Source organism: Paenibacillus sp. FSL H8-0122 (assembly GCF_038005345.1).
GTDB lineage: Bacteria > Bacillota > Bacilli > Paenibacillales > Paenibacillaceae > Paenibacillus_AQ.
The window spans coordinates 4042692-4067642 of record NZ_JBBOTB010000001.1; the positions used below are offsets into that span (position 1 = coordinate 4042692).

24 protein-coding genes are annotated in these 24951 nt (G+C 54.3%); 5 read left to right on the top strand and 19 right to left on the bottom strand.

Annotated elements, in window-relative coordinates; translation table 11 throughout:
- Positions 1-144 precede the first annotated feature (144 nt).
- The 5 genes from racE to NSS64_RS17615 all read right to left on the bottom strand — a co-directional run bounded on the left by racE (position 145) and on the right by NSS64_RS17615 (position 3389).
- Positions 145-951, bottom strand: a complete 807-nt coding sequence (gene racE, locus NSS64_RS17595; RefSeq protein WP_340941965.1) for a glutamate racemase — start codon at positions 949-951, stop codon at positions 145-147.
- Between the two features lie 202 nt (positions 952-1153).
- A complete protein-coding gene (locus NSS64_RS17600) occupies positions 1154-1633 on the bottom strand; it encodes a YtxH domain-containing protein (RefSeq protein ID WP_340941967.1) in 480 nt (159 codons plus the stop codon).
- A 99-nt stretch (positions 1634-1732) separates the two neighbouring features.
- Positions 1733-2398, bottom strand: coding sequence for a helix-turn-helix transcriptional regulator (locus NSS64_RS17605; protein ID WP_341140963.1), 666 nt, complete (start codon positions 2396-2398; stop codon positions 1733-1735).
- 43 nt (positions 2399-2441) lie between these two features.
- Entirely contained in the window at positions 2442-2882 is a 441-nt protein-coding gene (locus NSS64_RS17610) for a DUF86 domain-containing protein (protein WP_340992208.1), read from the bottom strand.
- Between the two features lie 219 nt (positions 2883-3101).
- Positions 3102-3389, bottom strand: a complete 288-nt coding sequence (locus NSS64_RS17615) for a Dabb family protein (protein WP_036702274.1) — start codon at positions 3387-3389, stop codon at positions 3102-3104.
- 199 nt (positions 3390-3588) lie between these two features.
- On the opposite strand from NSS64_RS17615, the gene NSS64_RS17620 reads away from it, so the two are divergent.
- Positions 3589-4173 (top strand): helix-turn-helix domain-containing protein, encoded by a 585-nt coding sequence (locus NSS64_RS17620; RefSeq protein ID WP_036702276.1) that lies wholly within the window; start codon positions 3589-3591, stop codon positions 4171-4173.
- 115 nt (positions 4174-4288) lie between these two features.
- On the opposite strand, the gene NSS64_RS17625 is transcribed toward NSS64_RS17620, so the two are convergent.
- The 7 genes from NSS64_RS17625 to rpmG all read right to left on the bottom strand — a co-directional run bounded on the left by NSS64_RS17625 (position 4289) and on the right by rpmG (position 9914).
- Positions 4289-4912, bottom strand: coding sequence for a class I SAM-dependent methyltransferase (locus NSS64_RS17625; RefSeq protein ID WP_341140964.1), 624 nt, complete (start codon positions 4910-4912; stop codon positions 4289-4291).
- A gap of 171 nt (positions 4913-5083) precedes the next feature.
- The gene (gene rpsN, locus NSS64_RS17630) at positions 5084-5353 is read right to left on the bottom strand and encodes a 30S ribosomal protein S14 (RefSeq protein ID WP_076078385.1); all 270 of its coding nucleotides are present in this window, start codon (positions 5351-5353) and stop codon (positions 5084-5086) included.
- Positions 5354-5374: 21 nt separating this feature from the next.
- Entirely contained in the window at positions 5375-6574 is a 1200-nt protein-coding gene (locus NSS64_RS17635) for a metal ABC transporter substrate-binding protein (protein WP_341140965.1), read from the bottom strand.
- Complete coding sequence (locus NSS64_RS17640; protein ID WP_445321994.1) at positions 6568-7428, bottom strand: metal ABC transporter permease; 861 nt, start codon at positions 7426-7428, stop codon at positions 6568-6570. The genes NSS64_RS17635 and NSS64_RS17640 overlap by 7 nt, the downstream gene beginning before the upstream one ends.
- Positions 7380-8087 carry a metal ABC transporter ATP-binding protein gene (locus NSS64_RS17645; RefSeq protein WP_076078376.1) on the bottom strand — a complete coding sequence of 236 codons (708 nt, stop codon included), beginning with the start codon at positions 8085-8087 and terminating at the stop codon, positions 7380-7382. Before NSS64_RS17645 ends, NSS64_RS17640 begins: the two co-directional genes overlap by 49 nt.
- A gap of 420 nt (positions 8088-8507) precedes the next feature.
- Entirely contained in the window at positions 8508-9716 is a 1209-nt protein-coding gene (locus NSS64_RS17650; RefSeq protein WP_341140966.1) for a GTP-binding protein, read from the bottom strand.
- A gap of 48 nt (positions 9717-9764) precedes the next feature.
- On the bottom strand, positions 9765-9914 hold the full coding sequence (rpmG, locus tag NSS64_RS17655) for a 50S ribosomal protein L33 (RefSeq protein WP_036702285.1): 150 nt from the start codon (positions 9912-9914) through the stop codon (positions 9765-9767).
- 215 nt (positions 9915-10129) lie between these two features.
- Between rpmG and NSS64_RS17660 the strand changes: the two genes are divergently transcribed.
- Genes NSS64_RS17660 through NSS64_RS17670 form a run of 3 tightly spaced genes read left to right on the top strand, consistent with a single transcriptional unit; the run spans position 10130 to position 13083 of the window.
- Positions 10130-11167, top strand: a complete 1038-nt coding sequence (locus NSS64_RS17660; RefSeq protein ID WP_341140967.1) for a CobW family GTP-binding protein — start codon at positions 10130-10132, stop codon at positions 11165-11167.
- Between the two features lie 31 nt (positions 11168-11198).
- Complete coding sequence (locus NSS64_RS17665; RefSeq protein WP_340941984.1) at positions 11199-12188, top strand: permease; 990 nt, start codon at positions 11199-11201, stop codon at positions 12186-12188.
- 37 nt (positions 12189-12225) lie between these two features.
- The gene (locus NSS64_RS17670; RefSeq protein WP_341140968.1) at positions 12226-13083 is read left to right on the top strand and encodes a TIGR03943 family putative permease subunit; all 858 of its coding nucleotides are present in this window, start codon (positions 12226-12228) and stop codon (positions 13081-13083) included.
- Here the strand turns inward: NSS64_RS17670 and NSS64_RS17675 are convergent, their stop codons facing one another.
- The 7 genes from NSS64_RS17675 to NSS64_RS17705 form a co-directional block, all read right to left on the bottom strand.
- Positions 13084-13479 carry a NusG domain II-containing protein gene (locus NSS64_RS17675; RefSeq protein WP_341142836.1) on the bottom strand — a complete coding sequence of 132 codons (396 nt, stop codon included), beginning with the start codon at positions 13477-13479 and terminating at the stop codon, positions 13084-13086.
- 146 nt (positions 13480-13625) lie between these two features.
- Positions 13626-16709, bottom strand: a complete 3084-nt coding sequence (locus NSS64_RS17680; RefSeq protein ID WP_341140969.1) for a PAS domain S-box protein — start codon at positions 16707-16709, stop codon at positions 13626-13628.
- A gap of 213 nt (positions 16710-16922) precedes the next feature.
- A complete protein-coding gene (locus NSS64_RS17685; protein WP_341140970.1) occupies positions 16923-18692 on the bottom strand; it encodes a sensor histidine kinase in 1770 nt (589 codons plus the stop codon).
- A 79-nt stretch (positions 18693-18771) separates the two neighbouring features.
- On the bottom strand, positions 18772-19653 hold the full coding sequence (locus NSS64_RS17690; RefSeq protein WP_341140971.1) for a carbohydrate ABC transporter permease: 882 nt from the start codon (positions 19651-19653) through the stop codon (positions 18772-18774).
- Between the two features lie 15 nt (positions 19654-19668).
- Positions 19669-20559, bottom strand: coding sequence for an ABC transporter permease (locus NSS64_RS17695; RefSeq protein WP_340941995.1), 891 nt, complete (start codon positions 20557-20559; stop codon positions 19669-19671).
- Positions 20556-22253: an extracellular solute-binding protein gene (locus NSS64_RS17700; protein WP_340992194.1), complete on the bottom strand. Its 1698-nt coding sequence runs from the start codon at positions 22251-22253 to the stop codon at positions 20556-20558. The genes NSS64_RS17695 and NSS64_RS17700 overlap by 4 nt, the downstream gene beginning before the upstream one ends.
- A 156-nt stretch (positions 22254-22409) precedes the next feature.
- Positions 22410-23942: a response regulator transcription factor gene (locus NSS64_RS17705; protein WP_341140972.1), complete on the bottom strand. Its 1533-nt coding sequence runs from the start codon at positions 23940-23942 to the stop codon at positions 22410-22412.
- 81 nt (positions 23943-24023) lie between these two features.
- Between NSS64_RS17705 and NSS64_RS17710 the strand changes: the two genes are divergently transcribed.
- The gene (locus tag NSS64_RS17710) at positions 24024-24923 is read left to right on the top strand and encodes an AraC family transcriptional regulator (protein WP_341140973.1); all 900 of its coding nucleotides are present in this window, start codon (positions 24024-24026) and stop codon (positions 24921-24923) included.
- Positions 24924-24951: the final 28 nt, after the last annotated feature.

Below are 24951 nucleotides of genomic sequence, written 5' to 3' on the forward strand. Positions count from 1 at the left end.
ACCCGGAACCCGGATCTGATCTGTGCAGAGCTGTCCACGAAGAATCCGGCAGCAAAAGACCGGGAAGCCCTCCCGGTCTCATCCTCCGGACATTCCCGCAAAGGGTTTGTCCCTATTCAGTTCGCCGCTGTAATGCTCCCAAGCCTACATAGTAGATACTTGCCAGACTACTGGCGTCCGGCTGATCTGCTCGCCCAGCCAGTCCCGGGCGATCCGCTGGAAGATCTCCGCATCTCCGCTGCAGAAGAACTGGTGAATCGGACTCTCATCCCCGCGCGCCAGCTGGCCTTTATCGTAGAGGATGGTGCTGATCTCCCGGGCCGTCTCATCCGCCGAGCTGATCAGCTTGACGCCGGGTCCCATCACCTTGCTGATCGGCTCGACCAGGAACGGATAATGGGTGCAGCCGAGAATCAGCGTATCGATTGGCTCATACTTGATCCCGTTCAGTGATTTGGCCACTGCCAGATGGCTCTCCTCCGAGCGGAATAACCCCTGCTCCACGTAGGGCACAAGCGCCGGGCAGGCTTGGCTGACCACCTGAACAAAGGGAGACAGCTGCTTCAGCGCCGCCGTATAGGCACCGCTTGTAATCGTGCCGATGGTCCCGATCACGCCGACCTGTCCGGTCTTGGATGCGCTGATGGCGGCGCGGGCACCGGGGTGAATGACTCCGATCACAGGAATGGCTACCTTGGCGGAGATATAATCAAGCGCTGCTGCTGTTGCTGTGTTGCAAGCAATGACGATCATTTTAGGATTAAATTGAATTAAATAGTCCACGATTTGTTCAGTGAACAATTTCACTTCCTCAGTGGAACGGGGTCCGTACGGGGCTCTTGCCGTATCGCCGAAATAGATGATTTTCTCCCGGGGGAGCTGTCGCATCACTTCCTTGACTACGGTCAATCCTCCTACGCCTGAGTCTAATATTGCTATTGCCTGCTGCACGAACACACCGCATCCTTTAACTCGTTTTGTGTAGCTTATGTAAGGCTGGAATAATGTGTACCAGGATTTCAGCCCCAATTGCAGATATTACCCCATTTGCCGGTTCAGTTCAAGTAGGGAAGATAAGCGGAGCCCTAACCACACGCAAAAGCCGCCTCCCGCCTGTGCAGCGGAAAACGGCTCCATACCTTTTACATCAAGCTTAGGACAGCTTTCCTGCGGTCTTGCCGTCCTCGATAGCTTCCGCTACAGCTGCATCTGTACCGGTCACAGCTTCGATCTCAGCCTCCACCACTGCCGCTTCCTCAGCAGCCTCATATGCAGCCACCTCGTCGCGTACAGCTTCCACTGCATCGGTAACTTCCACAGCCTGCTCCGCAATGCCGCTAACAGTAGCTACATCTGCTTCTTCCACCGCATCCTTGACGGATTTGCTCCAATCCTTAACTTCGCTTACTACGGAGACTACTGCTTCTTTGGCCTTACCGTAGATCTCTGTAGTTTTCTCGCTGGCCTGGCCGGCAATAACCTGAACCTTATCCACCGCATCCGTTGTGCCTTCGGCAATATCCTTACGCAGCTCCTTACCCGGTTTAGGGGCGAACAGCAGCGCTGTCACCGATCCTACAATACTGCCGGCAAGTACGCCCCAGAGCAAGTTTTTGTTATCTTTTTTCATCATCAATCTCTCCTTTGGATTCTATTGTGCCTCTGCCCGGCCACCCGGGCGATCGCCTATTTCTGCTATATCATAAGCATAGAGAGGATGTCCTGTGACTGTTCAGCCCTTGATTTCGGAAGTTTTCTGCTTGGGAATCGGCGTGATTGCATACCGGCAGCATTGGCCGCCTTCCGCCATACACTCACTGCGCGTCACCTTCGCCTCCAGCAGCTCCTCGAACAAATGCTGCTCGCACTGGCAAGCCTTGCGGTACTGGGTAGCCACCTGACGGATGGGACAATTATACTCCCGCAGTGTGTAAGAGCCGTCCTCTTCCCTGCCCCACTCCGCCATATAGCCCCCGGCATTCTGAATGGTTGTCAGCTCCGCAACCCGCTCCTCCAGCTCACGGCTCTGCATCACCTTGCTGTACTGGGCAAGCATCCGCCGCTTGCGGCCTTCGAACAGCATATTGACCGCATCCACTCCGCTTCCGAGGTCCAGCTCGCGCAGCAGCTCCATCGCCAGATTGTGATAGCTTTTGGGAAAATGATCCTCCGCCCGCTCGGTAAGCGAATATACATGCATCGGACGTCCCATGGCCTGGCGCACAACCTTGGTCCTTACAAGCGACTCCTGCTCCAGCTGAAGCACATGGCGGCGGACTCCCATCTCGGTAATTCCCAATTCCTCAGCAAGAGCGCTGATCGTCAGCGGACCTCTCATCTTCAGCAGCGTCATAATCATCCGCCGGGTTGAACCGCTCTCCTGACTTTTCTTCGCCATAAAGGACCTCCTTTCTGTCTGTATGCACACAGCCCCGGCTCAGCTAGCCCGTGACCCCGCTGCCCAGCTCCTGATCCAGATACCTGCGCACCTCGCAGGCGAACTTCTCCAGAATATCCGGCAGCGTCCGGGTCATAGGGTGCAGCTCTTTGCGTTCCCACACGAAATAATCCTGAACCAGCGGCTTGCGCAAGGCGACCAGCGAGGTCAGATCCTCGTAGATCCCGCTGTCTCCCAGCACCTTTTCCTCATGGATAATAGATATAATATCCTCGTAGCTTCCGGCATCACGCATAATGAACCCGTCAATCAGACAGCTGCCCACATCCGTCACGACTTCAACGGCCAGATGTAAGCACCGTTCCTGCACCAGACCCAAGAGCGTACTGCCGTCCCAGGCAGAAGCTGCATGTGCTAGACCTCGCTTAAGATCAGGGATCTGTTCAAGAATAACTTCTATTTGCTTCCGGTTGACATAATACACAGCTGACCCTCCACCCTGCGGTATTTAGTGATCTTCCTTAACATGAACTGCCGTTATTTCCCCCGCCTGCCCCGGCGCTTCAGCCAGAACACCATCACGACACACGCCGCCATAAAAACAATCAAATACGTCAATGCTTCCATCGGATACTCAAGCTCACGCATTCCGCTCACCGCTTTCCGTGCTTAATGGGTTCCAGCCTTGCAAGTACGTACAGTCTCAGATCTCGTAATCGACCGCTACCGACAGCTCCTTGACCTCGTTGATATGGGCAATGACTTCCTTGTGGGCCGGATGCACCTGATACGCCTGCAGATCCTCCATCGAGGCCACCACCGTGACCAGGGCGATATCGAACGAACGCTCCGAGTGAATCAGATCGGCCCCGACTTCAATGGACAGCAGCTGCGGAATTCTTCCTTCCATATTACGGAGGACTGCAACAGTCTCTGCGACCTTGTCCGGGGACCGGTCCTTTAATTTGAAGAAAACAATATGCTTGATCATCTATCCCGCTCCCAGCCTGATTAATGTGAAATTGATTACTCAAAATATATCATAAACTGCAGCATTACTGAAACAATCTTGGTTCATGGCCAAAACAGGAGCTTTGCACTCTGGACGAATGCCGTGATGAAATGGTAAAGTCATAACAGCTAAACTAGATGATCCGTCACTTCATTAAATCAGTACACCCGGAGGTATTATGGCTAAAAATCAGCAAGAAACACATAAAATTCAGGCCTGGTCTCTGATCAACCGCAAATATCTTGGACAAGGCGTACGGGTCAAAAGATTTCGCCGCCCCAAACGCAGCCAGATCCGCAACCGCGTTCTGCTGGCCATCCTGATGGCCAAGGACATGAAGCTCTCCCGGCTCGCAGAAGAGCTCTCCGTCTCCTCACGCAGCGTAAGCGCATGGGTATATGAAGGACGCATTCCCTCCAGAACCAATCTGGACAAGGTCTGCCGCCATTTAGGCTATCCGCCCCATATCCTGTTCAATGAAGCTCTTCTGCGGCAAAGTCCGATTGTGTGCCAGCCGACCCCATCCCGTTTCATGAAAAGAACGCTCGCCCATTCACCGCAGCACAACGCGATTCTGACCGGACTCTGCATGGTATATGATTTCTCGGTAACCGATGTCAGCATCTGGATCGGCGTCCATCCCGGCACCTTCCGCAAGTGGCTGCACCACTGCCATCTGCCTACCCTGGCCCTGCAGGAGAAGGCCGAGAATTTCTTCCGCATTCCGCGGCATATCCTGTTCGCCGACTGCGAGCTGCATTAACCTTCATTAATAGGAAGCCGCAGGAAGAAGCGGGAACACGCACGCATCAGGTTCACAGTAGGGTCCTTCTCGCCGCAGGGAGGGGCCATGTTGACGTTTCTTTCGCAGAAGGCAGTTACCGTTTGATCGCAAGGATCGTTCTTAGTATGTATTCATGAGTCCCGCCCTGCGGGTTCTGCAACGACTCGGTAAATGAACCTGTCTCCAGAATCTCCGTCCCGGCAAAATGCTCCCGCAAATCGGCATCGCTGAAGAAGTGGGCATATTTATTCTCTTTATATTCAAAAGTGCCCGGCTCCAGCTCTCGTCCGCAGCCGTTATGGGGGTCTTCATCGGAGAAGCTGGTGAAATAGAGCAGTCCTCCCGTCCTGACCTGACTGAGACTGGCCTCAATCAGCCTGCGGCGTTCCCCGGCGAGGAATAAATGCAGAACATCGTAGCAGTAGACGGCATCTACAGGCTGCCCCAGCTGCGGCTCCAGTGCCGAGCCTGCAATAAAGCTAGTTCCCGGGTCCCATGCTGCGGCCAGCTCAAGCGCCGGTTCACTTAATTCTATCCCGTATACAGTAAAATCAGCAGAGAATACCTTGGTATTCCGCCCATACCCGGCACCCGGAACGAGTACAGTGGATACTCCTGCCTCCTGGAATTTCCGCTTCGCCCATTCTGCCGACGGGCTTGGCTCACTGCCCCAGATCATTCCCTCCTGCGCAAATCTCTTACTCCAATACCCGGTCATGCAGCTCCTTCTTTCCTGTTCAGATTATGTATCTATATAGCTGTTCCCTCTTCTCTATCATAGTCCACTCTGCCAGATCCGGCAAAGTCTATGAACACAGCAAAACGGCTGGCTCCTGTAGACCAGAGAGATCAGCCGTCTTAACGTTATAGCATCTATGAAGTTAACAGCCTACCAGCTGGACTTGGTAACGCCCGGAATTTGCCCTTTATGTGCCAGCTCCCGGAAGACGATCCGGGATATCTTGAATGTACTCAGATAGCCGCGCGGTCTGCCGGACACGCTGCATCTGTTTTTTTGACGGGTGGCTGAGGAATCCCGGGGCAGCTTCTGCAGTGCCATCACATCGCCCGCCGCCTTCAGCTCTCTGCGTTTGTCAGCGTACTTCGCCACCAGCTCCTGCCGCTTCTGTTCCTTTACAACCTTTGACTTCTTGGCCACTATAGATCAGCTCCTTCGTTCTTATTCGTTCAACGCCTGGATTAGCGCTTCAAGATTCTGCCGCATCAGACTCAGATAATCGAGATTACGGGCAGCGTCTTCCTCTGTTAATCCTTCAATTGGGTTCAGCACGGCGGTCTTGGCTCCTATTTCCTGGGCAATAGTATCGGCGACACTGGAGGAGACCAAGGTTTCAAAAAAGATCGTAGTCACCTTATTCGTCTTGGCGAACTGCACAATTTTGGCCATCTGTGCAGCAGACGGCTCCTGCTCGGGCGACAACCCGGCAATCGGCACCTGAGTCAAGCCATATTGCTGTGCCAGATAACCAAAGGCGGCATGCTGGGTAATAAAGTCCTTACGCTTTGTGTTCTGAAGCCCGGCTCTGAAATCCTGATCCAGCTTCTCCAGCTTGGCGATGTAAGCATCACTGTTAGCGTGGAAGGCGGCTGCATTCCCTGGAAAAGCTGCGGAGAGTGCTGCTTCAATGGTGCGGACCTCCTTGATAGCCATCACCGGGTCCAGCCAGACATGCGGATCGAGCCCGCCATGGTCGTGATCGTGGTCATGGTCATGATCATGGTCTGCTTCACCGGCAGAGGAATCATTATGGGAATGGTCATGGCCGCTTCCTTCTGTTGCGGATTCATCATGATGGTGCTCATGATCATGGTCGTGGTCAGCTTCTCCCGCAGCTCCCTCTTCATGGCTGTGCTCATGCTCGTGCTCATGTTCATGCTCTGTTCCTTCGATAATCTGGAGTCCTTTACTCGCCTCTATCGTAATCAGATCACTTCCGGCAGCACCGTCCACAATCTGCTGCGCCCAGCCCTCCATGCCTGCGCCATTATATACAAGCACATCTGCATCTGTAATATCGGCCATATCCTTCGCCGTTGGCTCCCAGTCATGCGGCTCGACTCCGGGCGGGACCAGCACCTCCACATTGGCGAGGTCACCGGTAATGCTTTTCGTAAATTCATACATCGGATAAAAGCTAACCTTAATGTTCAATTTATCTGCTGCCGGTACTGGTGAGGCTTCAACTGCAGCCGATGGTGAAGCCGCCGGACTACTGGTAGACGCAGCTTTCGTCGCAGTGTTGTTGCCGCAGCCGGAGATCACCAGCATGGCAGTCAGGGACAAGGCGGCAAGATGACGGATTCTGAATGTGGACTGTGCAGCCGAAGTGGATTTTGCATTGGTGTTGAATTTTAACATATGTTGTGAGACCCCTTTTCTTCATTGGCTTTGGAGGAATACAGGCTCCGGCGGCTTTGCAACCGGATCAGCTTCTGTACGGTAATGGCAGCTAGCAGAAATACCAGCAGAATGAGTGCAATCGTGCCTCCTGGAGGCGTGTTAATATAGTAGGAAGCTGTAAGCCCGCTGAACACACCGGTCAGCCCCACACCGACGGAGATCATTATGGCTGCCGTGAAGCCCGATGCAATCCGCAGCGCTATAGAAGCGGGCAGCACAATCAGAGCGGATACGAGCAGCACACCCACCACCGGCATAGCTGCGGCAACGGTCATGCCGGTTAGGACGGCGAACGAGAAGGACAACCACCCGGTACGAACACCGCTGATAGCGGCCGTCTCTTCGTCGAAGGTCAGGCTGTACAATGGGCGGCGCAGAATGATGAAGTAGAGAAGACCGGCTGCGGCCACCACGGCGATCAGCTTAAGCTGAGTATCACTTACGGCAACGATGGAGCCGAACAGATAGGAGCTGAAGCTCTTGGTCAGATTCTGCTTCAGGCTCATCAGCACAACGGCCAGCGCCAGGCCGGAGGTCATAATAATAGCAACCGGAAGCTCGCTGTATGTACGGTAAGAGCGGCGCAGCTGTTCAATAATCAGACCTCCTGCTACAGCTACAGCGAATCCGCTCAGAGCAGGATTCCATCCCAGTACGGAACCCAGTGCTACTCCGGCAAGGGAGACATGCGACAGCGTATCGGCCATCAGTACCTGCCTGCGCAGCATCAGGTACACTCCCAGCAAGGGTCCAATCAGCCCGATCAGGCCTCCTGCCCAAAATGCGCGTTGCATGAATTCGTAACCAAGCATGTCCAGCCCTCCTGCTCCTTGCGTTCCAGCGTAATCACGGTATCCAGATAGGAACTTGTCTCTTCCAGGCCGTGTGTAACCATAATGACGGTCCGGCCGTGGCGGCTGACATAATGCCGCATCAGCTCATAGAATCCGGTGCGGCTGGCAGCATCCATCCCGGTTACCGGCTCATCCAGTACCAGCACCTGCGGCTGCTGGGCCAGCGCGCGGGCGATGCAGATCCGCTGCTTCTGCCCGCCGGACAGCTCACCGATTCTCCGGTTACGGTACTCCCACATCTCCACCTGCCGCAGGCTGCTCTCGACGAGCGCCTCCTGTTCCTTAGTGAAGCGGCGGAACAATCCCAGCCCCGAATAGCAGCCGGAACGGACCAGCTCAATCACCTTGCTCGGAAATCCGGCATTGAAGGAGGCAACCTGCTGCGGCACATACCCGATTGTAAGCCTGCCCCCTCCGGTAATTTCCCGGTTCAGCGTAACCGTTCCGCTCCAAGGCTTCAGCAGGCCCAGCATCAGCTTCAGCAGCGTGGTCTTCGCTGCCCCGTTCGGTCCGGTAATCCCAATGAACTGTCCGGCCTCCAGATCCAGCGACAAGCGGTCAATGACCGGCTCATCCCCGTAACCGAATACCACATCCCTGATGGATGACAAAATCATCGTTCCTCCCCCTCTCTTTCCGGCCCGCTGTAGCGCTGCCGTGCTTGCTCCGTGCCTGATTCCGTACCTGATTCCGTGCTTGGTCCTACGGCTGCTGCCGTAGTTACTACCGCGTCTATTGTTAGACACTTGTAATTCGGCCCAACCCTGTTCCACGGATTAAACAAATGAAGTATTAATTATTATTCGTAATATTTACGATTATGTTTCAACTTCATTGATATTATCGTAATCATTACGATTTGTAAACCCAAAACCATAAATTAATCGTAATCGCACTGATTAACCTTATTCGATCCGAGTTTTTCGCATACATTCGCCTTTGCCCACGCGCCTTCGTAGCGCCTAATCCTTATACAGCACAAAGCCGGAATCCGCACAAAGGATTCCGGCTTTGCAGACTATCATTTACAGAAGCAGCTATTCCTGTCCGGCAGCAAGCAGTTCCTCGACAGGCCAAGGAAGCGGGTTGTTGAATGCCGTCCAGTCCTGCTTCATCTCCTCTGCGGTCAGCAGGCAGCGGTCCAGGCGGGCTTCGATATCCTCACGGTTCATCTGAACTCCGATGAAGACGATCTCATTCAGCCGGTCTCCCCACTGCTCGTCCCACTTCGCCAGCACATCCGGTTCCGCAGCCAGCACTTCCTGCTGCTGCTCCTCCGGCAGGGTAGCCAGCCAATAACCGGCGGGACCGAACTGGATCGACGGCCCTGCCTGGCTGATGGTCGCTGCCAGATCACCGCTGGCTGCCAGCCAGACCAATCCTTTTGCCCGGACAACCTCAGAGGGCCAGTTACTGAAGAAGAAGCTCAGCCGCTGCGGGTGGAACGGTACTCTCCGGCGGTAGACGAAGGAGGTGATGCCGTATTCCTCAGTCTCCGGTGTGTGTTCCTCCTTGGCAAGCTCTGCGATCCAGCCGGACGACTGGCTGGTCTGTTCGAAATCGAATAATCCCGTATTCAGAATCTCGGATAGCTCCACTTGTGCGTTCACCGTACGGATGATCTTCGCGCGCGGCTGAAGACTGCGCAGAACGGCCTCCAGCTTGTTCAGCTCTGCCTCCTCCACGAGATCACACTTGTTGAGCAGCAGCACATCACAGGTCTCGATCTGATCAATCAGCAGATCGACGATATCCCGGAAGTCGTCTTCGCCCGCCGTCATATTGCGGTCCAGCAGACTGTCGCCCGAGGCGAAATCATGCCAGAAGCGATTGGCATCGACCACCGTAACCATCGTGTCCAGCCGGGCCAGCTCTGTCAGGTCGATATCCAGCTCCGGGTTCGGGTAAGTGAAGGTCTGGGCCACCGGGACCGGCTCGCTGATGCCGGAGGATTCGATCAGAATGTAATCGAAGCGCCCCTCCGAGGCGAGATGATTCACTTCGCGCAGCAGGTCATCGCGCAGGGTGCAGCAGATGCAGCCATTGGACATCTCCACCAGCTTCTCCTCGGTGCGGGAGAGGCTGCTGCCGGATTTCACCAGATTCGCATCCACATTCACTTCACTCATATCATTGACGATAACAGCGACCTTCAGGCCCTCACGGTTATGCAAAATATGATTGAGCAGTGTAGTCTTGCCGGAGCCAAGATATCCGCTTAGCACTGTTACAGGAATTTTGTCCATTGTATTCTCCTTGTACTTTATATTTTCATGCTAGAAACACTCCGCAGCTTAGCGGGTCTCCCGGTGCAGCGTGATGCGCTTCAGGCGCGGGCAATATTTTCTCATCTCCAGGCGTTCCGGTGTCGTTCTCTTATTCTTCGTAGTGGTGTAGTTGCGGTCGCCCGTCTCCGTACAGGCTAAGGTAACGATTACTCTCATTTCAATCAAGCTCCCTTCTGTTTAATCGTAATTATTACGATTTACACATTCTACACGCTCCCGCCCTCCGCTGTCAACAGCTGTCCAGGAACATTTGAACTCTCTTAGATTAGTGTTCTTTCCTGAATAAGCTTGACGTATAGATGGAATTACAAGCGGAAGCGGCTTGGCCGCCTTCTTATGGGGACGGTACTATTGGAGCGGGAGAGTGAGCCATGAAGATACCTGTGATTATACTGAGCGGATTTCTGGGGAGCGGAAAGACAACCCTGCTGCTGAGTCTGCTGAAGGAGAGCCAACGGAGAGGGCTGAACCCGGGGGTTATCATGAATGAGCTGGACGCAAAGGATGTGGACGGCTATATCCTGCAGGAGAGTACCGGCACAAGTGTGGAAAAGCTGCTGGACGGCTGTATCTGCTGCAGCCGCAAGGAGGAACTGCCGCGCAGCCTGACCGCCCTGCTAATGCGCCGTCCGGATATCATCTACATCGAGCTTACAGGGGTAGCTGACCCGGACGAGATCACGAAGTCGCTGCTGGCACCGGCGCTGGCAGACCGGCTGCAGCTGCACCACGCCATTACACTGTTGGATGCCGAGAATGCACTGGAGTACAGCAGCCGCTTCTCGTCCGACAAGCAGCTCGTCCGCACCCTGCGCAAGCAGATCACCACCGCTGATCTCATCATCGTCAACAAAAGCGATCTGGTAGAACCGGAGACTCTGTGGAAGATTGAGAAGATGGTCTACAAGCAAAATTCGGAATCCGAGATTGTATTCACCCACTACAGCCAGATTAATCTCGCCCCGCTGCTGACAGGCATCGCTGTACGCGGATTTAAGGGCTCTGCTCCCCGGCGCGGTCCCGGCAATATCAGCGGCGCCACCCTCCAGCGGATGAACACGGGCAGTAGGAGCGGCGGCAGCATGGCGGCAGTACATGAGCCTGAATCCGAAACGGACGGCTCTTTCGCCCAAGTGGCAGCAGTGACGTTAACCGTTCCCCCGGCATGGACCGGGAGCCTCCGTCAGGAGGAGCTGGAGCAATTTTTGCGGCAATGGGGCTACAGTCTGCTCCGGGCCAAGGGCCATGTACGGCTGGCAGGCCGGGAGTCCGTGCAATTGGTGCAGCTGGCGGGTAACCGTATTTCCTGGGAGGCATCAAGCTACCCGGGCCAGCCTTATATCGTCTGCATCGGTCTGAATCTGGACGAGAAGGCAATCAGCCGCAGCTGGGCGTCGTTATTCAGCTAAGAACCCTGTGCGGGAAGGAGCCGATGAACCCTTGACAACCCTTACGCCGTTTAAAATATTGCCGCTGCTCTTTTCCGCCGCTTTTCTGCTCACAGCGGGCAGTCTGTGGCTGCCCGGGCATCTAAGCCTGCTGGACAACGGCTATGTTGACACGTTCAAAACCGCATTCCTCGGCATTCTGCTGGAGGCCTTGCCGTTTGTCCTGCTGGGCGCGCTGCTCTCTTCCCTGCTCCGCGTCTTCGTGCCGGACGAGCTGATCTCACGCTGGATTCCGCGCCGCGCGCTTCCGGCGATTCTCTTCGGCTGCCTGCTCGGGATACTCTTCCCCGTCTGTGAATGCGGGATGATTCCGCTGGTCCGCCGCCTCATGCACAAAGGGATGCCGCTCTACGTTGCCATCGTCTTCATTCTGTCCGGTCCGATCCTCAATCCGGTCGTCTACGGAGCAACCCTGACAGCCTTCCGCTCCCATCCGGAGCTGGCCTACACCCGGATGGGACTGGCTTTTGCCGTAGCGGCATGCATTGGCCTGATCATCTACGGGACCGTCCGCAGATCGCCGCTGCGCCTGTCCATCCGCCGGGAGGGAAGCGAAGAGCAGCATGGCACACTACGCGGGGGACGGGCGGCGGCGGTCCTGGTGCATACGTCGGATGAATTTTTTGAGATGGGCAAATTCCTGATCATCGGCTGTCTGCTGACTGCGGGAATCCAGACCTTCATGAATCAGAGCAGCCTGTCCGCCATTGGTGACCGTCCGCTCGGCTCCTACGTGTTCATGATGGGACTGGCCTTCGCACTCTCGCTCTGCTCTACCTCCGACGCCTTCGTTGCGTCCACCTTCCTGCATACCTTCCCGGCCGGGGCGCTGCTCGCCTTCATGGTGCTGGGACCGATGCTCGATTTCAAGAACGCCCTGATGCTGCTCGCGCTGTTCAAAACCCGATTCGCCCTGTACCTGTTCTTCCTCATTGCCGCGGCCGTCTTCACCGGCTCCGTGCTCGCTTCATTCTGGCTGTAGCTGCCCTGAAATTCCGAATAACTGGAGGAGGATCTGCATGAATAGCTCCGGAAGCATCCGGTTTCACTATGTACTCAGGGCGGTTATTCTGCTCGCCTTCGCCCTCTATATCGGACATCTGGTCCAGCAGGATGCCCTCCATTATTATGTTGCTCCTAAGCTGGCCCGCTGGATCAGATTATGCCCGGTTCCGCTCTCCCTGATGGCGCTCAGCCTCGGGCTCCAAGCTGTGCTTGGCAGAAGCTCTGCCCTGTGCGACTGCGAGCACCGCCTGCCCCGTTCATTCCTGGGCAGCTCCGCGCTGTACAGCCTGTTCCTGCTCCCGTTGTTGCTCGGGTTCCTGCTGCCCGACCGGGCACTCGGCAGTGCCGCAGCGGCCAAGAAGGGCCTTGCCCTGTCTTACACTGCCGTTGAGCCCGGCACCAGGGCTAGCTTCACACCGGCCAACCCTTATGAGGCTGAATTTGCAGAGCTGGCCGGCCAGCTCTACAGGCAGCCCGTCATCCCTGTGTTCCCTGAGATTTTCTCGGAAACGCTGGGCGCCCTTAACCTGTACAAATCGCAATTCGAGGGTAAGGAGATCTCTGTATCAGGCTTCCTGTACCGTGAGCCGCAAGGGTCCGGCCAATCCGGTTACGCAGTCAGCCGCTTCCTGGTCCAGTGCTGTACGGCAGATGCCACTCCTTTTGGCATTCTCCTAGAGCCGGGTACACAAATAAGCCTGCCCGCCGATACCTGGATTGAGGTTCGGGGCAAGCTTCATGTGACGCTCCGTGAGGGCGTAGAGACTCTGCAGATCGCTCCGCAGAGCATAACCGCAGTGGCAGCACCGTCCACACCTTATGTGTACACGAACGCCGATGCCGCAGCGGCATGGACAGAGCTGCAGCCTTGACTAGATGACCGCATCCAGCGCATCGTCATCCTCCAGCGAAGACTCCGGGTTCGAGATTTCCACCAGGAGACGGGCCGGAATACAGATAATCTGCTGCTTCGGCCGGGAGATGAATCCCATGTCCAGCGCAATGGTCAGCGGAGCATCCGAATAGGTCATCTGAATACCATAATCGAATACCTTCAGCGTGTTATGACCATATTTGGTGCGGATATCAATAATCTGCTCTTCCTTGGTCAGCTGTACAGTCTTGTAGGCTTTGCCGTTCACGGTGATTACGGCCTCCAGTTCCCCTTGCTTATACGGATGATTGTGGTTAGAGAACCACTTGTAGCCGTAGATGGAACCGGCGGCCAGCAATACAATGAGAATCAGCAGGAAATCTCCGCGCTTCATCGTTTTCACTCTATTGACCCTTTCGCTTACCGTTATATATTCGTAATTCTTACGATTTATATAATAGTAATGCAGACAAGGGAAAGCTGTCAACGTGAATAGCGCTAGCTTTGCCTGCCAGCTATCCGGCCTTTTATATTAATAGACTATCTGCGGATGCTGCCGGACCATTCCCTCAGCACTCTGTCCAGCTCATCTCCACGGATCGGCTTGGGAATAAAGTCCTGCATCCCTGCCCGGAGGCACATCTCTTCATCTTCCTTGCGTGCAAAGGCAGTGGCGGCAATAATCACCGGGGACAGCCCCATCGCCTCGCGGATCTGCCGGGTGGCTTCAATCCCGTCCATGCCCGGCATCTGAATATCCATGAACACCAGATCATAATGCCGGGACCGTACAGCTTCTACCGCCTGCTCGCCGTTCACTGCCAGGTCAGAGGTGTAGCCGCGCTTTTTGAGAAAAGTCTGCAGGATCTGCTGATTCACCGGATGGTCCTCCGCGACAAGAATGGACAACGGCCCGTATTGACCCTCGGGATAATCCAGATTGAAGATTCCGCCCTTATACTCCTGAGTGGCAGCAGCTCCTGCCAGCTGCGCCTGGCCCGGTTCCTCCACCGAATACATCACGCCGATGGTGAAGTAGAACTCCGAGCCTTCCCCTTCGACGCTGTTCACACCGATGGCGCCATCCAGCAGCTCCACCAGCTTCTTGCTGATCGCCAGACCCAGTCCCGTCCCGCCGTACTTGCGGTTGATCGAAGGGTCCAGCTGGGAAAAGGACTGGAATAACAGGTTCTGGCTGCCCTGCGGAATGCCTATACCGGTATCGGTTACCGAGAACCTCAGAATCAGCGAGCCCGGCTCCCCGGCAGCCTCCAGCTTCACTGAGACGCCGACCTCGCCTTCTTCCGTGAACTTGACCGCATTGCCGACGAGATTCACCAGCACCTGCCTCAGCCTGGTTTCGTCGGTGATGACAACAGCCGGAATATCGGGCTCAATATGGCTGCGCAGAACCAGCCCTTTCTCCTGGATACGCGGATAGAACAGCTCACAGACGTTCTGTACGACCTGCCGGATATCCACCGGCTGCAGATCCAGCGTCATCATGCCGGATTCAATCTTGCTGAAATCCAGCACCTCGTTGAGAATATGTACCAGCGCGGCACCGCTTTTATTGATAATCTGGGTGTAATACTGCTGTTCCTCCGTAAGCTCTGTTCCCGACAGGAGATCGGCCATCCCGATAATTCCATTCATCGGCGTACGCAGCTCGTGGCTCATAATCGCCAGGAACTCCGACTTGGCCCGGTCAGCCTTCTCCGCAGATTCCTTGGCGCGCTCCACGGCCTTCTCCTCGGTGATATCTCGGAAAACAACCACCGCCCCCTTGTGCTCTCCGTTATCATATAATGCCGTCATCCGGTATTTGACCAGGAAGCTGGAGCCGTCCTGACGCCAGAAGATCCCTTCCTGCTCCTGCTCATAAGAGAGGTTGGTCTTCAGCAGCTCTGCCAGCGTCCGGTGTCCTCCGGGATACAGCTCGCCGTCCATCCAGGTCTGCGCTATCGTATGCAGCTTGATATTTCCAGCCAGCTCCCCAGGGTTATATCCGAGCATGACAGACGCAGCGGGATTGATAAATACCGTCTCCCCCTCCAGATTCATGCCAAATATCCCCTCAGATACAGAGTTCAGGATCAGCGCATGCTCATAGCTAAGCTTCTCAATCTGCTCCAGATACCGCTTAGGCTCTGTAATATCACTGGTAATGGCGAATACGCCGACCACTTCAGAATCAATGAGCATAGGGACATAAATCATCCCTACCTCCACCCTCTCCCCGTCGTGACGGATCACCCGGGTGTCAAAGGTCTGGGCCATGCCTCCGGCTGCCGCCAGAAACCGCATATTCACATGCTCCAGTTCATCCTCTTCAATAATCTCGCAGTAACTTGAATGCATCAGGGTCTCCCTGCTGTATCCTGTCAGCTGCTCCAGACTGGCGTTCATTGACTGTATGTACCCCTGCAGATCCATGGCACTGATGGCAGACGGGTTATATTCGAAAAGCGACTTGTAGCGGTTCTCGCTCTCACGCAGCTGCTCCTCCATCCGCTCGCGCTCGGTCACATCCTGCACCATACCGCGGATCAGCTGAACCTTGCCGGAGGCATCCAGGATTACCTCCCAGTGCGCATAGATAGACTTACGTTCCTCGCTGCCCTTCACTCTGAAAATCGCCTCGCCCTTAGCCCCGGACTTCAGCGTATAACGCAGCTCTTCGCGCAATCTGTCCAGGTCCTCCGGCACTACACAGTCAAGCAATTGAGCATAATGAATCACGGTATGATTTCCGCAGTTCCCGCCTAATTCAAAGATGGCCATCAGCTGGCTGGAGACGATCAGCTGCTCATGTACGGAATTCCACTCCCAGGAGCCCATTTGCCCCAGCTCCTGCGCGGCAGCCAGCATATCTTCAACCTTCTTCCGCTCGGTGATGTCATGGGCAATCGTCAGGATCTGCCGCACTTCGCCTTCACGATTCCGCACCACCTGGAAGGAGCTCTGGGTCCAAAGATAATGGCCGTCCTTATGCCTGACCCTGCGTGTAAAGGTGTCACTGTCGGAGTAGAGCTTACCCGGTTCGGTCATTTCCAGCGCATCCGCTTCATGGTAATAATCCGTTTTGTTGCGGCCGATCATTTCGCTTGCCGTATAACCGAGCAGCGTTTCGACTGACGGGGAGACGTAGCGCAGCGTTCCATCGGGATCGGCGAATGAAATCATATCCGGGGTGTGCTCCGTAATCAGCTCGAAGAGCTGGCGGTCCTCCTCTATCTTCTTCTCCGCCATCTTGCGTGCGGTAATATCAGTCATCTCCGCAACCAGATGGGAGGGAGGGCCGGTCTGTTCATCAATGATCAGAAAAAGATGCAGGGCAACCCAGAGCATCTCGCCATTCTTATGTACGAACCGCTTTTCGGTATCTACAGCCATATCCGGGCTGCTTATTAAATAGTTCACAATCTGCCCGTGATCCAGGGTAGACCCTTCCTCCGGAAAGACGATATCCTGGTAACGCAGCTCCTTGAGTTCGGTCTCGGTGTATCCAAACATCCCGCAAAGCGCAGGGTTGGCCATGAGCATAGTTCCATCCGTAATGGATACTGCCGCATATCCTATTGAGGACCGCATATACAAGTGCTTAAATAGTGTGTCGGACAAAGCTAGAGCCTCCTCTGAGAAAATGGGGGACATAATTTAGTAACATTATACCTTTTTTTCGGAATTTATGCTCCAGACCTAAAGTCCCGCTAATGAAGATACAGAGGGCAAGCTTGCCGCTGGAAACATGCATATCCGCACACAAAATAACGCCCTGGTCACTTTCATGACATCAAGGCGTTGATTATGGGTTAATCCAGTCTCCTGAATTCGTTACTTGGCCCTTCTGGGAATTCTCACCACCACGGTCGTACCCTGGCCGATTTCGCTGTGGATCGTGATCCCGTACGCCTCGCCAAAATAAATCCGGATTCTCTCCTGGGCGTTGAACAGTCCATACGATTTGGATTGCCTGCTTAAGACCGTATCCATCGTCTCCTGGGTCATTCCCGGACCGTTGTCTTCAATGCTGAATACAATCGTATCTTCTTCGAAGCCAGCCCGCAGGCTGATCCTGCCGCGCCCCTCCCGCTTGTTGTCCACGCCGTGCTCAATCGCATTCTCTACAATAGGCTGCATAATCAGCTTGATCATGTGATAGCCCAGCACCTCCGGGTCCACCTCGTACACTACATCGAAGCTGTGGTCATGCATAATCAGCTGCAGATCAATATAAGATTTCGTATTCTCCAGTTCATCCTGGACGCTGATGACATCCTGCCCCCTGTTCAGGGTCGTCCGGTAGAATTTCGAGAGGGTTGTGGTGATTTTACTGATGTCATACGCTTTAATGCTTATAGCCTTCCAGTTGATCAGCGACAGAGAGTTATAGAGAAAATGCGGATTGATCTGGGCCTGAAGCGCCTTCAGCTCCGCGTCCTTCTGCACAACCTTGCTGCGGTAGACTTCATTGAACAGCTCATTCAGACTTTGCAGCATATCCTTGAACCGTGAGGTCAGCTCGCCGATCTCGTCATTGGAATCGACCACAATATCCACATGCAGGTCCCCTCGGGTCACCCTTTTCATCGTGCGGTTCAGACGGTAGATCCTTCTCACGAATGCATTCGACAACAGCCAGACCGCAGGCACCAGAATCAGCAGGCAAATCCCGACCGTGAGCATGGTGGCGCGGAGAATCGTCTTGGCATCAACACCGATCGAGTTCTTGGGCATATAAAAGACAAGCTTCCACCCCGTCACGCCAAGCGCCTGGGAGATCACGATGAAATCGCTCGCGTGCTCTTCCGCTTCCTTAGCCGATTCGAAGGACGGCAGCCCGTTGTGATAGTCATACACAGGCTCTCCCGCTCCATTCTCGACCAGAACGCCGTACTCACCGGAGACCACATTGGTCAGACCCGCAAACATATCCTTGCTGTCAAAGCCTAAGTAGATCAGGTTGTCATATTGCGTTCCCGAGCCGCCCACCATTCTCCGCACCGCGGATAAGGCTGTTCCCTCCTTGATCCAATGCGTCTGGCCGCTGGCCATCGCCGCTTCATACCATGGCTTCCCGGATACGCTGCTAATCGGCAGAATCGTATTCTTCCGCTCCGTGATGTTGTTCCCTGTATACACCGTCAACTGGCGGATCTCTTCGTTCAGGAACAGAAGCGTATTGAACAGCGGCTCCACGATGGTGTTCAGATCATTGTACATATAGTAATAATTATCCGAGTAATCATTGTTGAAGACGGACACTACACTGGAGTTGAAGGTGAACGAGTCCAGCGCGGCATTGAGCTTGCCGAACTTATAATCCAGATTGGCGGCGATCTCCGACACATTGTCGGTTAAGGTCAGCCGGGCCTGCTGAACGAGCAGACTCCTGGATTGGTCATACGAATACCAGCCAAGCACACTGAGCGGAATAATGATAACGAGCAAATAAGAGACAAACAGCTTATGCTTAATTCTTAAATTCCTGATGAACCGGCCTGGGCGCTCCAGATCTACCCCTCCTGTCTTAAGCCTCTTGTCCTTATAACGTAGCATTGCCCCCGGCAAATAACAATCGGTAAAAGCAGCGGTCCGCCGCATGAGTTCTGCCCCCAAATAGCAAAGGGGTGTCCCCAGCCGTTTCCGGCTTACGGGACACCCGCTTACATGCAGTGTACGCTTACTCTTTGACGGCGCCGAGCACGATTCCGCTGACGAAATACCGCTGCAGAAACGGATAGATCAGCATGATCGGGATCATCGAGACCATCACCTTGGCCGCATTGAGCAGCTGGCTCGACATGTTAGACAGACGCTTGATCTCTTCCGGATCGGTGGTGTTCATAATCGAATTCACGCTGATAATCAATTGCTGGATATACGTTTGCAGCGGCCAATTCTCCTTGTGGTTCATCAGGATCATCCCGTCAAAAAACGCATTCCAGTGGCCGACGACCGAGAACAGGGTGACTGTCGCCAGTGAGGGCAGGGAGATGGGGATAAAAATCGTCACCAGCGTTCTCCACGCCCCCGCCCCATCCATCCCGGCAGCCTCCTCCAACTCCTTCGGAACGCCCTTGAAGAAGTTCATCAGCAGAATCACATTAAATACCGGAACGGCGGTAGGCAGCACAAGCGCCCAGATGGAATCGAGCAGCCCGTACGTATTGATCGTCATATACCACGGGATCAGCCCGCCGTTGAACAGCATGCAGAAGATCACGAACCACATATAGATATTTCTGCCCGGAAAATGTTTGTTCGATTTCGATAAAGGATAGGCCATCAGCACCGTAACCAGCAGATTGATGGCTCCTCCGAGCAGTACCCTTTTCACAGATACGCCAAAGGAAGTGAAGAAGCTCCGGTCACTGATGACCGACTTATAGGCCTCCAGATTGAAATCAACCGGCCAGAAGAAGACCTGCCCCGACATGGCCGCCACCTTGCCGCTGAACGAAATAGCCAGGGTATTCAGTACGGGGGCCAAGGAGAGAAAAGCAATCACGGTTAGAATAGAATAAATCACAATATCAACAGTCCGGCTGGTTCCTCGGATCACAGCAAATCACCTCTGTCAGAAAATACGGTAGTTGGCAAACCGGGCAGCCAGACCATAGGAAGCGGCAATCAGCACAAAGCTTACGACCGATTTGAGCAGGCCTACCGCTGTTGCCAGTCCATACTGGATTTCAAGCAATCCTGAACGGTATACATAAGTATCAATGATATCCCCCGACTCATAGACAATCGGATTATATAGGTTGAGAATCTGCTCGAAGCCCGCATTCAGCACATTGCCGAGGCTTAAGGTCGCCAGCAGAATCACCGTGGTCATCAGGCCCGGAATCGTAATATTGGTTAACCGCTGGAACCGGTTCGCTCCATCAATGGCGGCAGCTTCGTACAGATTGGTGTTGATGGAAGTCAGGGCAGCGATATAGATGATCGTATTGAAGCCGAATTCCTTCCATACATCACTCGATACGATCACAAAGCGGAACCAGTGATTGCTCTGGAGGAACATAACCGGATCGCCGCCGAACCACTGGATCATCTGATTGATAATGCCGTCCAGACTAAGCAGGTTAATCAGCACTCCTGAGAGAATGACCCAGGACATGAAATGGGGCAGGTACACAATCGTTTGGATGGTGCGCTTGAATTTAATATTCGCCACTTCATGGAACAGCAGTGCAAATACAAAGGGAACGGTCAGTCCGGCAATGATCTTCATCAGTGCAATGCTCAGGGTGTTGCCGAGAATCAGCCTGCTGTCCGGCAGGCTGAACATATACTCGAAATTCTCCCAGCCCACCCATTCCGAGTGGAAGATGCCCAGTGTAGGCTGAAAGTCCTGAAAGGCAATCACAATTCCGAACATCGGAACTACACTGAATGCTATAAGCAGCAATATGCCGGGGAGCAGCATCAGGTGGTAATTCCAGATGGAAGCTCTGCTTCTCATGGTGACTCAACTGCCTCAGCAACCTCTTTGGTGATTTCTTCCCCTCCGATGCTCTTCCAGGTCTCCACGAACTTGTCGAATTCTTCAAGGGGAGAAGTGCCGGTAATGATTTTCAAAAAGGTCTCGTTTTCGAGTTTTTCCAGATTGGCTCCCTTTTTAAGCATCGCTTCTGTTTTGCCGTAGAACACAGGCTCCACCTTCACAATTTCTTTCGCTCCGGTGATGGAGGCGGCAGTATAGAAGGCCAGTGAATCGGCATAGGCGGGAATATCCTTTTTCGGATTTTCATTATTCTTCAAGACCGCCTTGACTCTCGGCAGGATGCGGGCCGGCAGATCGTCCAGCTTCTTGTCCTTAATCGCCTTCTCATAGATCGGCACATCGCGTGCCAGGGAATCCTGATAATCCAGCTGTACATTAATCGGATAATTGAGCCAGCCTACCCCCAGATCCTTGTACAGCTCCTGTGCTGCCGGGTCAATCAGGCGGATGCCTTCATACTCCACGCTGAGCATTTTCAAGGCGGCTTCGGGATGCTCCGCCTTCTTGTTCACCACCATGAAGGTTCCCGACGGCGTGGATGGTACGATATTCCGTTTGCCGTCTCCGTCCAGCGGCACAGCCAGCGGCACCCAATCCGCTTCCGGGTTGGCCTTCACCGCATCAGACAACGCCCAGCCTCCGAACCAGGGGGCAAACAGGATACCGGCCCGGCCGCTTGACACCAGCCCGGCATTATCCTCGTATTTCCGGGTCAAGAACTCTTTGTCAATCAATCCGTCCGCGTACATCGCTCTCAGCTCAGAGAGCGCCTGCTTGGTCTCTGGAGTCGTGGAGCCGTAGAAGATGTTTCCTCCCTCATCCTTGAACCAGTTCTTCGGATAGGCATGATTGGCATTGAAGATCGGATCGAAGGTGAAGAAGCCGCCGTCTGCGACCACACTTTTGTCGCCCAGCAGACCAACGGTATCCGCTTTCCCGTTACCGTCAGGGTCCTGCTCCTTGAACGCCTTAATCACAGTCTTCACTTCATCCATGGTACGGGGGGTCTCAAGCTTCAGCTTGTTCAGCCAGTCCTGGCGTATCCACAGGAGCTGATAATTGCCGTCGATGTTGGTATTGGGCAGCGCCATCAGCTTGCCGTCGATTCTTCCGGTGTTCAGCACCCGGTCTCCCGTGTAGGAGTTGTAATAATCCTTAATCAGCGGCGAGGCATATTGATCGAATACTTCGGTCAGATCGGCCAGCATACCCGCTTTGGCCATTCTCTTGAACTGCTGTTCATCCACCACCAGAATGTCAGGCAGGGAATTGCTTGAGATCGCCAGGGTAACCTTCTGGTTATACGCATCCTGGTCTTCCACCGAGAAATCGTATTTCACCTTTACGTTCAGGCGGTCCTCAACATATTTCAGATACTTGTTATTCTCCAGCGTATCTCCTGCCGGCAGGTTGTTCCCCGATACCCCCTGTCTCCCCAGAGACACGGTAACGGGTTCTTCATATTTGCTGAAGGGTCCATCGTCCTCCTTGGCGGCGGCGGATGGTTCATTGCCTCCGGCATTCGTGGATTCACTGCCGGCGGGCGCAGCAACCTTCTCCTCCTTAGAACTGCTGCCGCAGGCTGCCAGCACTCCCAGCATCATCACCATGGACAGCAGCACTGCCATAACACGAATTTTCTTCAATCTCATAGATGCCCCTCCCAAACTTTTTTATAAAACGCTTTCATGCTTACAGTTAAATTGTAGATTAGCGTGGAAGGGAGCGAAATCCCAAATTCTTTGGATACGCGTCAATTAATTTGGAAGTAAAAAGCACCCGCAGGTGCTCTCCAAGAAGCCGTACTATTATTCGTTCAGTATTTCACGATATTTCTGCGGACTGATGCCGTAATATTTTTTAAAGGTCTGGCAGAAGTAGGAGGAGCTCCAGTAGCCGGCATGTTCAGCGATATCGACGATTTTCATATTGGTGCTGTCCAGTAGATGCCGTGCCCGTTCCAGACGCTGCTGAGTGATGAATTTGATCAGGCTCTGCCCGGTTTCTTTCTTGAACAAATGGCTCAGGTAGCTGGGATTGAGCGATACGCGCCCTGCTATAACCTCCAGACTGATATCCTCCCTGAAATCCTTCTCCACAATCCGGATGACCTGCTGGACAATATGACGTTTGCTCTCATCGGGAGGGCCGTTGTCCGGTTCTATTTCCGAGAGCGCCTGCAGCAGCACTTGCTTCACCCCGAAAATCGAATCGCTTTTGAAGATACGCTCTACCGTTCGCTGGAAATCCTCCTTCTGCCTGCGTGACGATTGTTCAAACGCATTCCGCACCAGGTCCGAACAGAGATACTTGACATAGATTGCAGAAGATCCGCCGTTCCGGCTCAAGTGGCTGAACAGAAGCTCAATGCTTTTGGCAGCGCCTGCATATTCCCCATGGTGAATGAATTGGTTGATATCGGCCATCAGCGTCTCGGTGCTGACAAGCTCCGGGACACGGCCTGCCAGATCATCTCCGGCAAACAGCACCACCGTATCCTCAAAAAAGAATTTGTAGTCCAGCGTCTGCTCCATCTGCTCATAACACGCTGAAATCCCCTGCCAATCGGAGATCACGGGGCTGTATACGATGCAGCAATGCCGGTAAAAGCGTTCCGCGATCCGCTCCGCCAGTGCTTCCCCCATCTCCCTGATCCTCTTCTGTCCGCCGCTGCCTGGGCAAGGGACCATAAGCACACTTTGATATTCATTCAGGTTCAGCAGCTCATATTCACCGGCTGCAAGCTGCTCTGCCGCTTGCTCAAATGCCTCGTAGCTGCGGTCAAAGAAACGCTCCTTGAAATCAATCAGCAGCAGAGCGGCCGGCTGCCCTCCGAACGGCAGAGCAGCATCATCCACGATCACCTGAACCCCGTTCAGCACATCGGTCAGCCACTTCTCCCTCTCATACTCCAGGCCCTTGTGATACCCCTGCATCATCTCGGCAGTGCGGCGCTGCTGGGTGGCCTTATCTGCGCATTTCTGTATCACGCCTGACATCACCCCGGCGAACTCCTCGATATCAATCGGCTTCAGCAGATAACTGGAAGCATTGGTATAGAGCGCCCGGCGGGCATAGTCAAATTCCCCGTAAGCACTGTAGATAATAATTTCCAGAGAGGGCTGCGCCAGGCTGGCCTGCTCCGCCAGCTCCAGTCCGCCCATGAAGGGCATTTTGATATCTGTGAGCAGGATGTCCACCGGGTTCAGACGAAGAGACTCCAGCGCCTTCTCCCCGTTCTCTGCTTCGATAACATGCAGCTCGTAGTTCATGTCAGCGATCAGCCCCCGGATGCCGTCCCGTTCAATTTTCTCATCATCCACGATCAATATGGTAAACATAGAGTTCCCTCCTGATGTCTGATAGAATCATAAGCAAACGTTATCCATTCATTGAAGCCTACACCATGAGGAGGTCCCGCCATGCGCCTTGCGTACCGTAAAGCCAATGCACTTTTGAATCAGCATATCTCAAATGTCAGTGACGGACAAACCTCATTTCATATTCATTACTGGGGCTTCATGCCGAATCATTATAATAATTCCCTGCACCGCCATTCTTTTTTTGAAGTCTGTTATGTCCAGCAAGGCACCGGCTCTTACCAGGATGACGATGCGCTCTTCCCCCTGGAGCCGGGAACCCTGTTCTGCTCGCGTCCGGGCATCTGGCACCAGATCCGCAGTGAGCAGGGGCTGGTCCTGTTCTTCATTGCCTTTGAAATCGACGAAGCTCTAAGCTCTGCGGCCGGCCGCAAGCCGTTTCAGGATCTCGCCGCCGGAGGGCAGGCCATAGCCCCGCATGAGGCCGCCGCATTCTCTGCCCGAATCTGGCGGACTCTCTTCAGCCTGGCCGAGAGCGAAGCGGGGGTGTCCCGGCTGCCGATGAACCATCTGGCGCTTGCCCTGCTGCATTCCTTCCCGCAGGCGTTCTCCCCCGAACCCCATCTGCAGGCCGGGGCGATCAAGGAGGACAGCGGGGAGCACCGCCATTTGGAGCGGGCGAGGCGCTATATCCGCGACAATTTGTCCTCCCCGCTGCACATGGCCCAAGTGGCCCTGGAACTGGATATCTCTCCGCGTCATCTGTCGAGGATTTTCCAGGCCTGCCTGGGCCAGACTTTCGTCCATTATATTCAGGAACGAAGAATCCAACAAGCCAAGGATTGGCTGCTGCACACCGACTTGCCCATCAAAGACATCGCCGAGCGCTGCGGCTTCGAGTCTGTGCACTATTTCACCCGCGTATTCACCAAGCAGCTTGGTGTCTCCCCCGCCCGGTTCCGCAGGTCGCAGTTTGCAGACGGAAGACAGAACCTGAGCTAATCATCACCAAATGTCCGGATTGTACAAA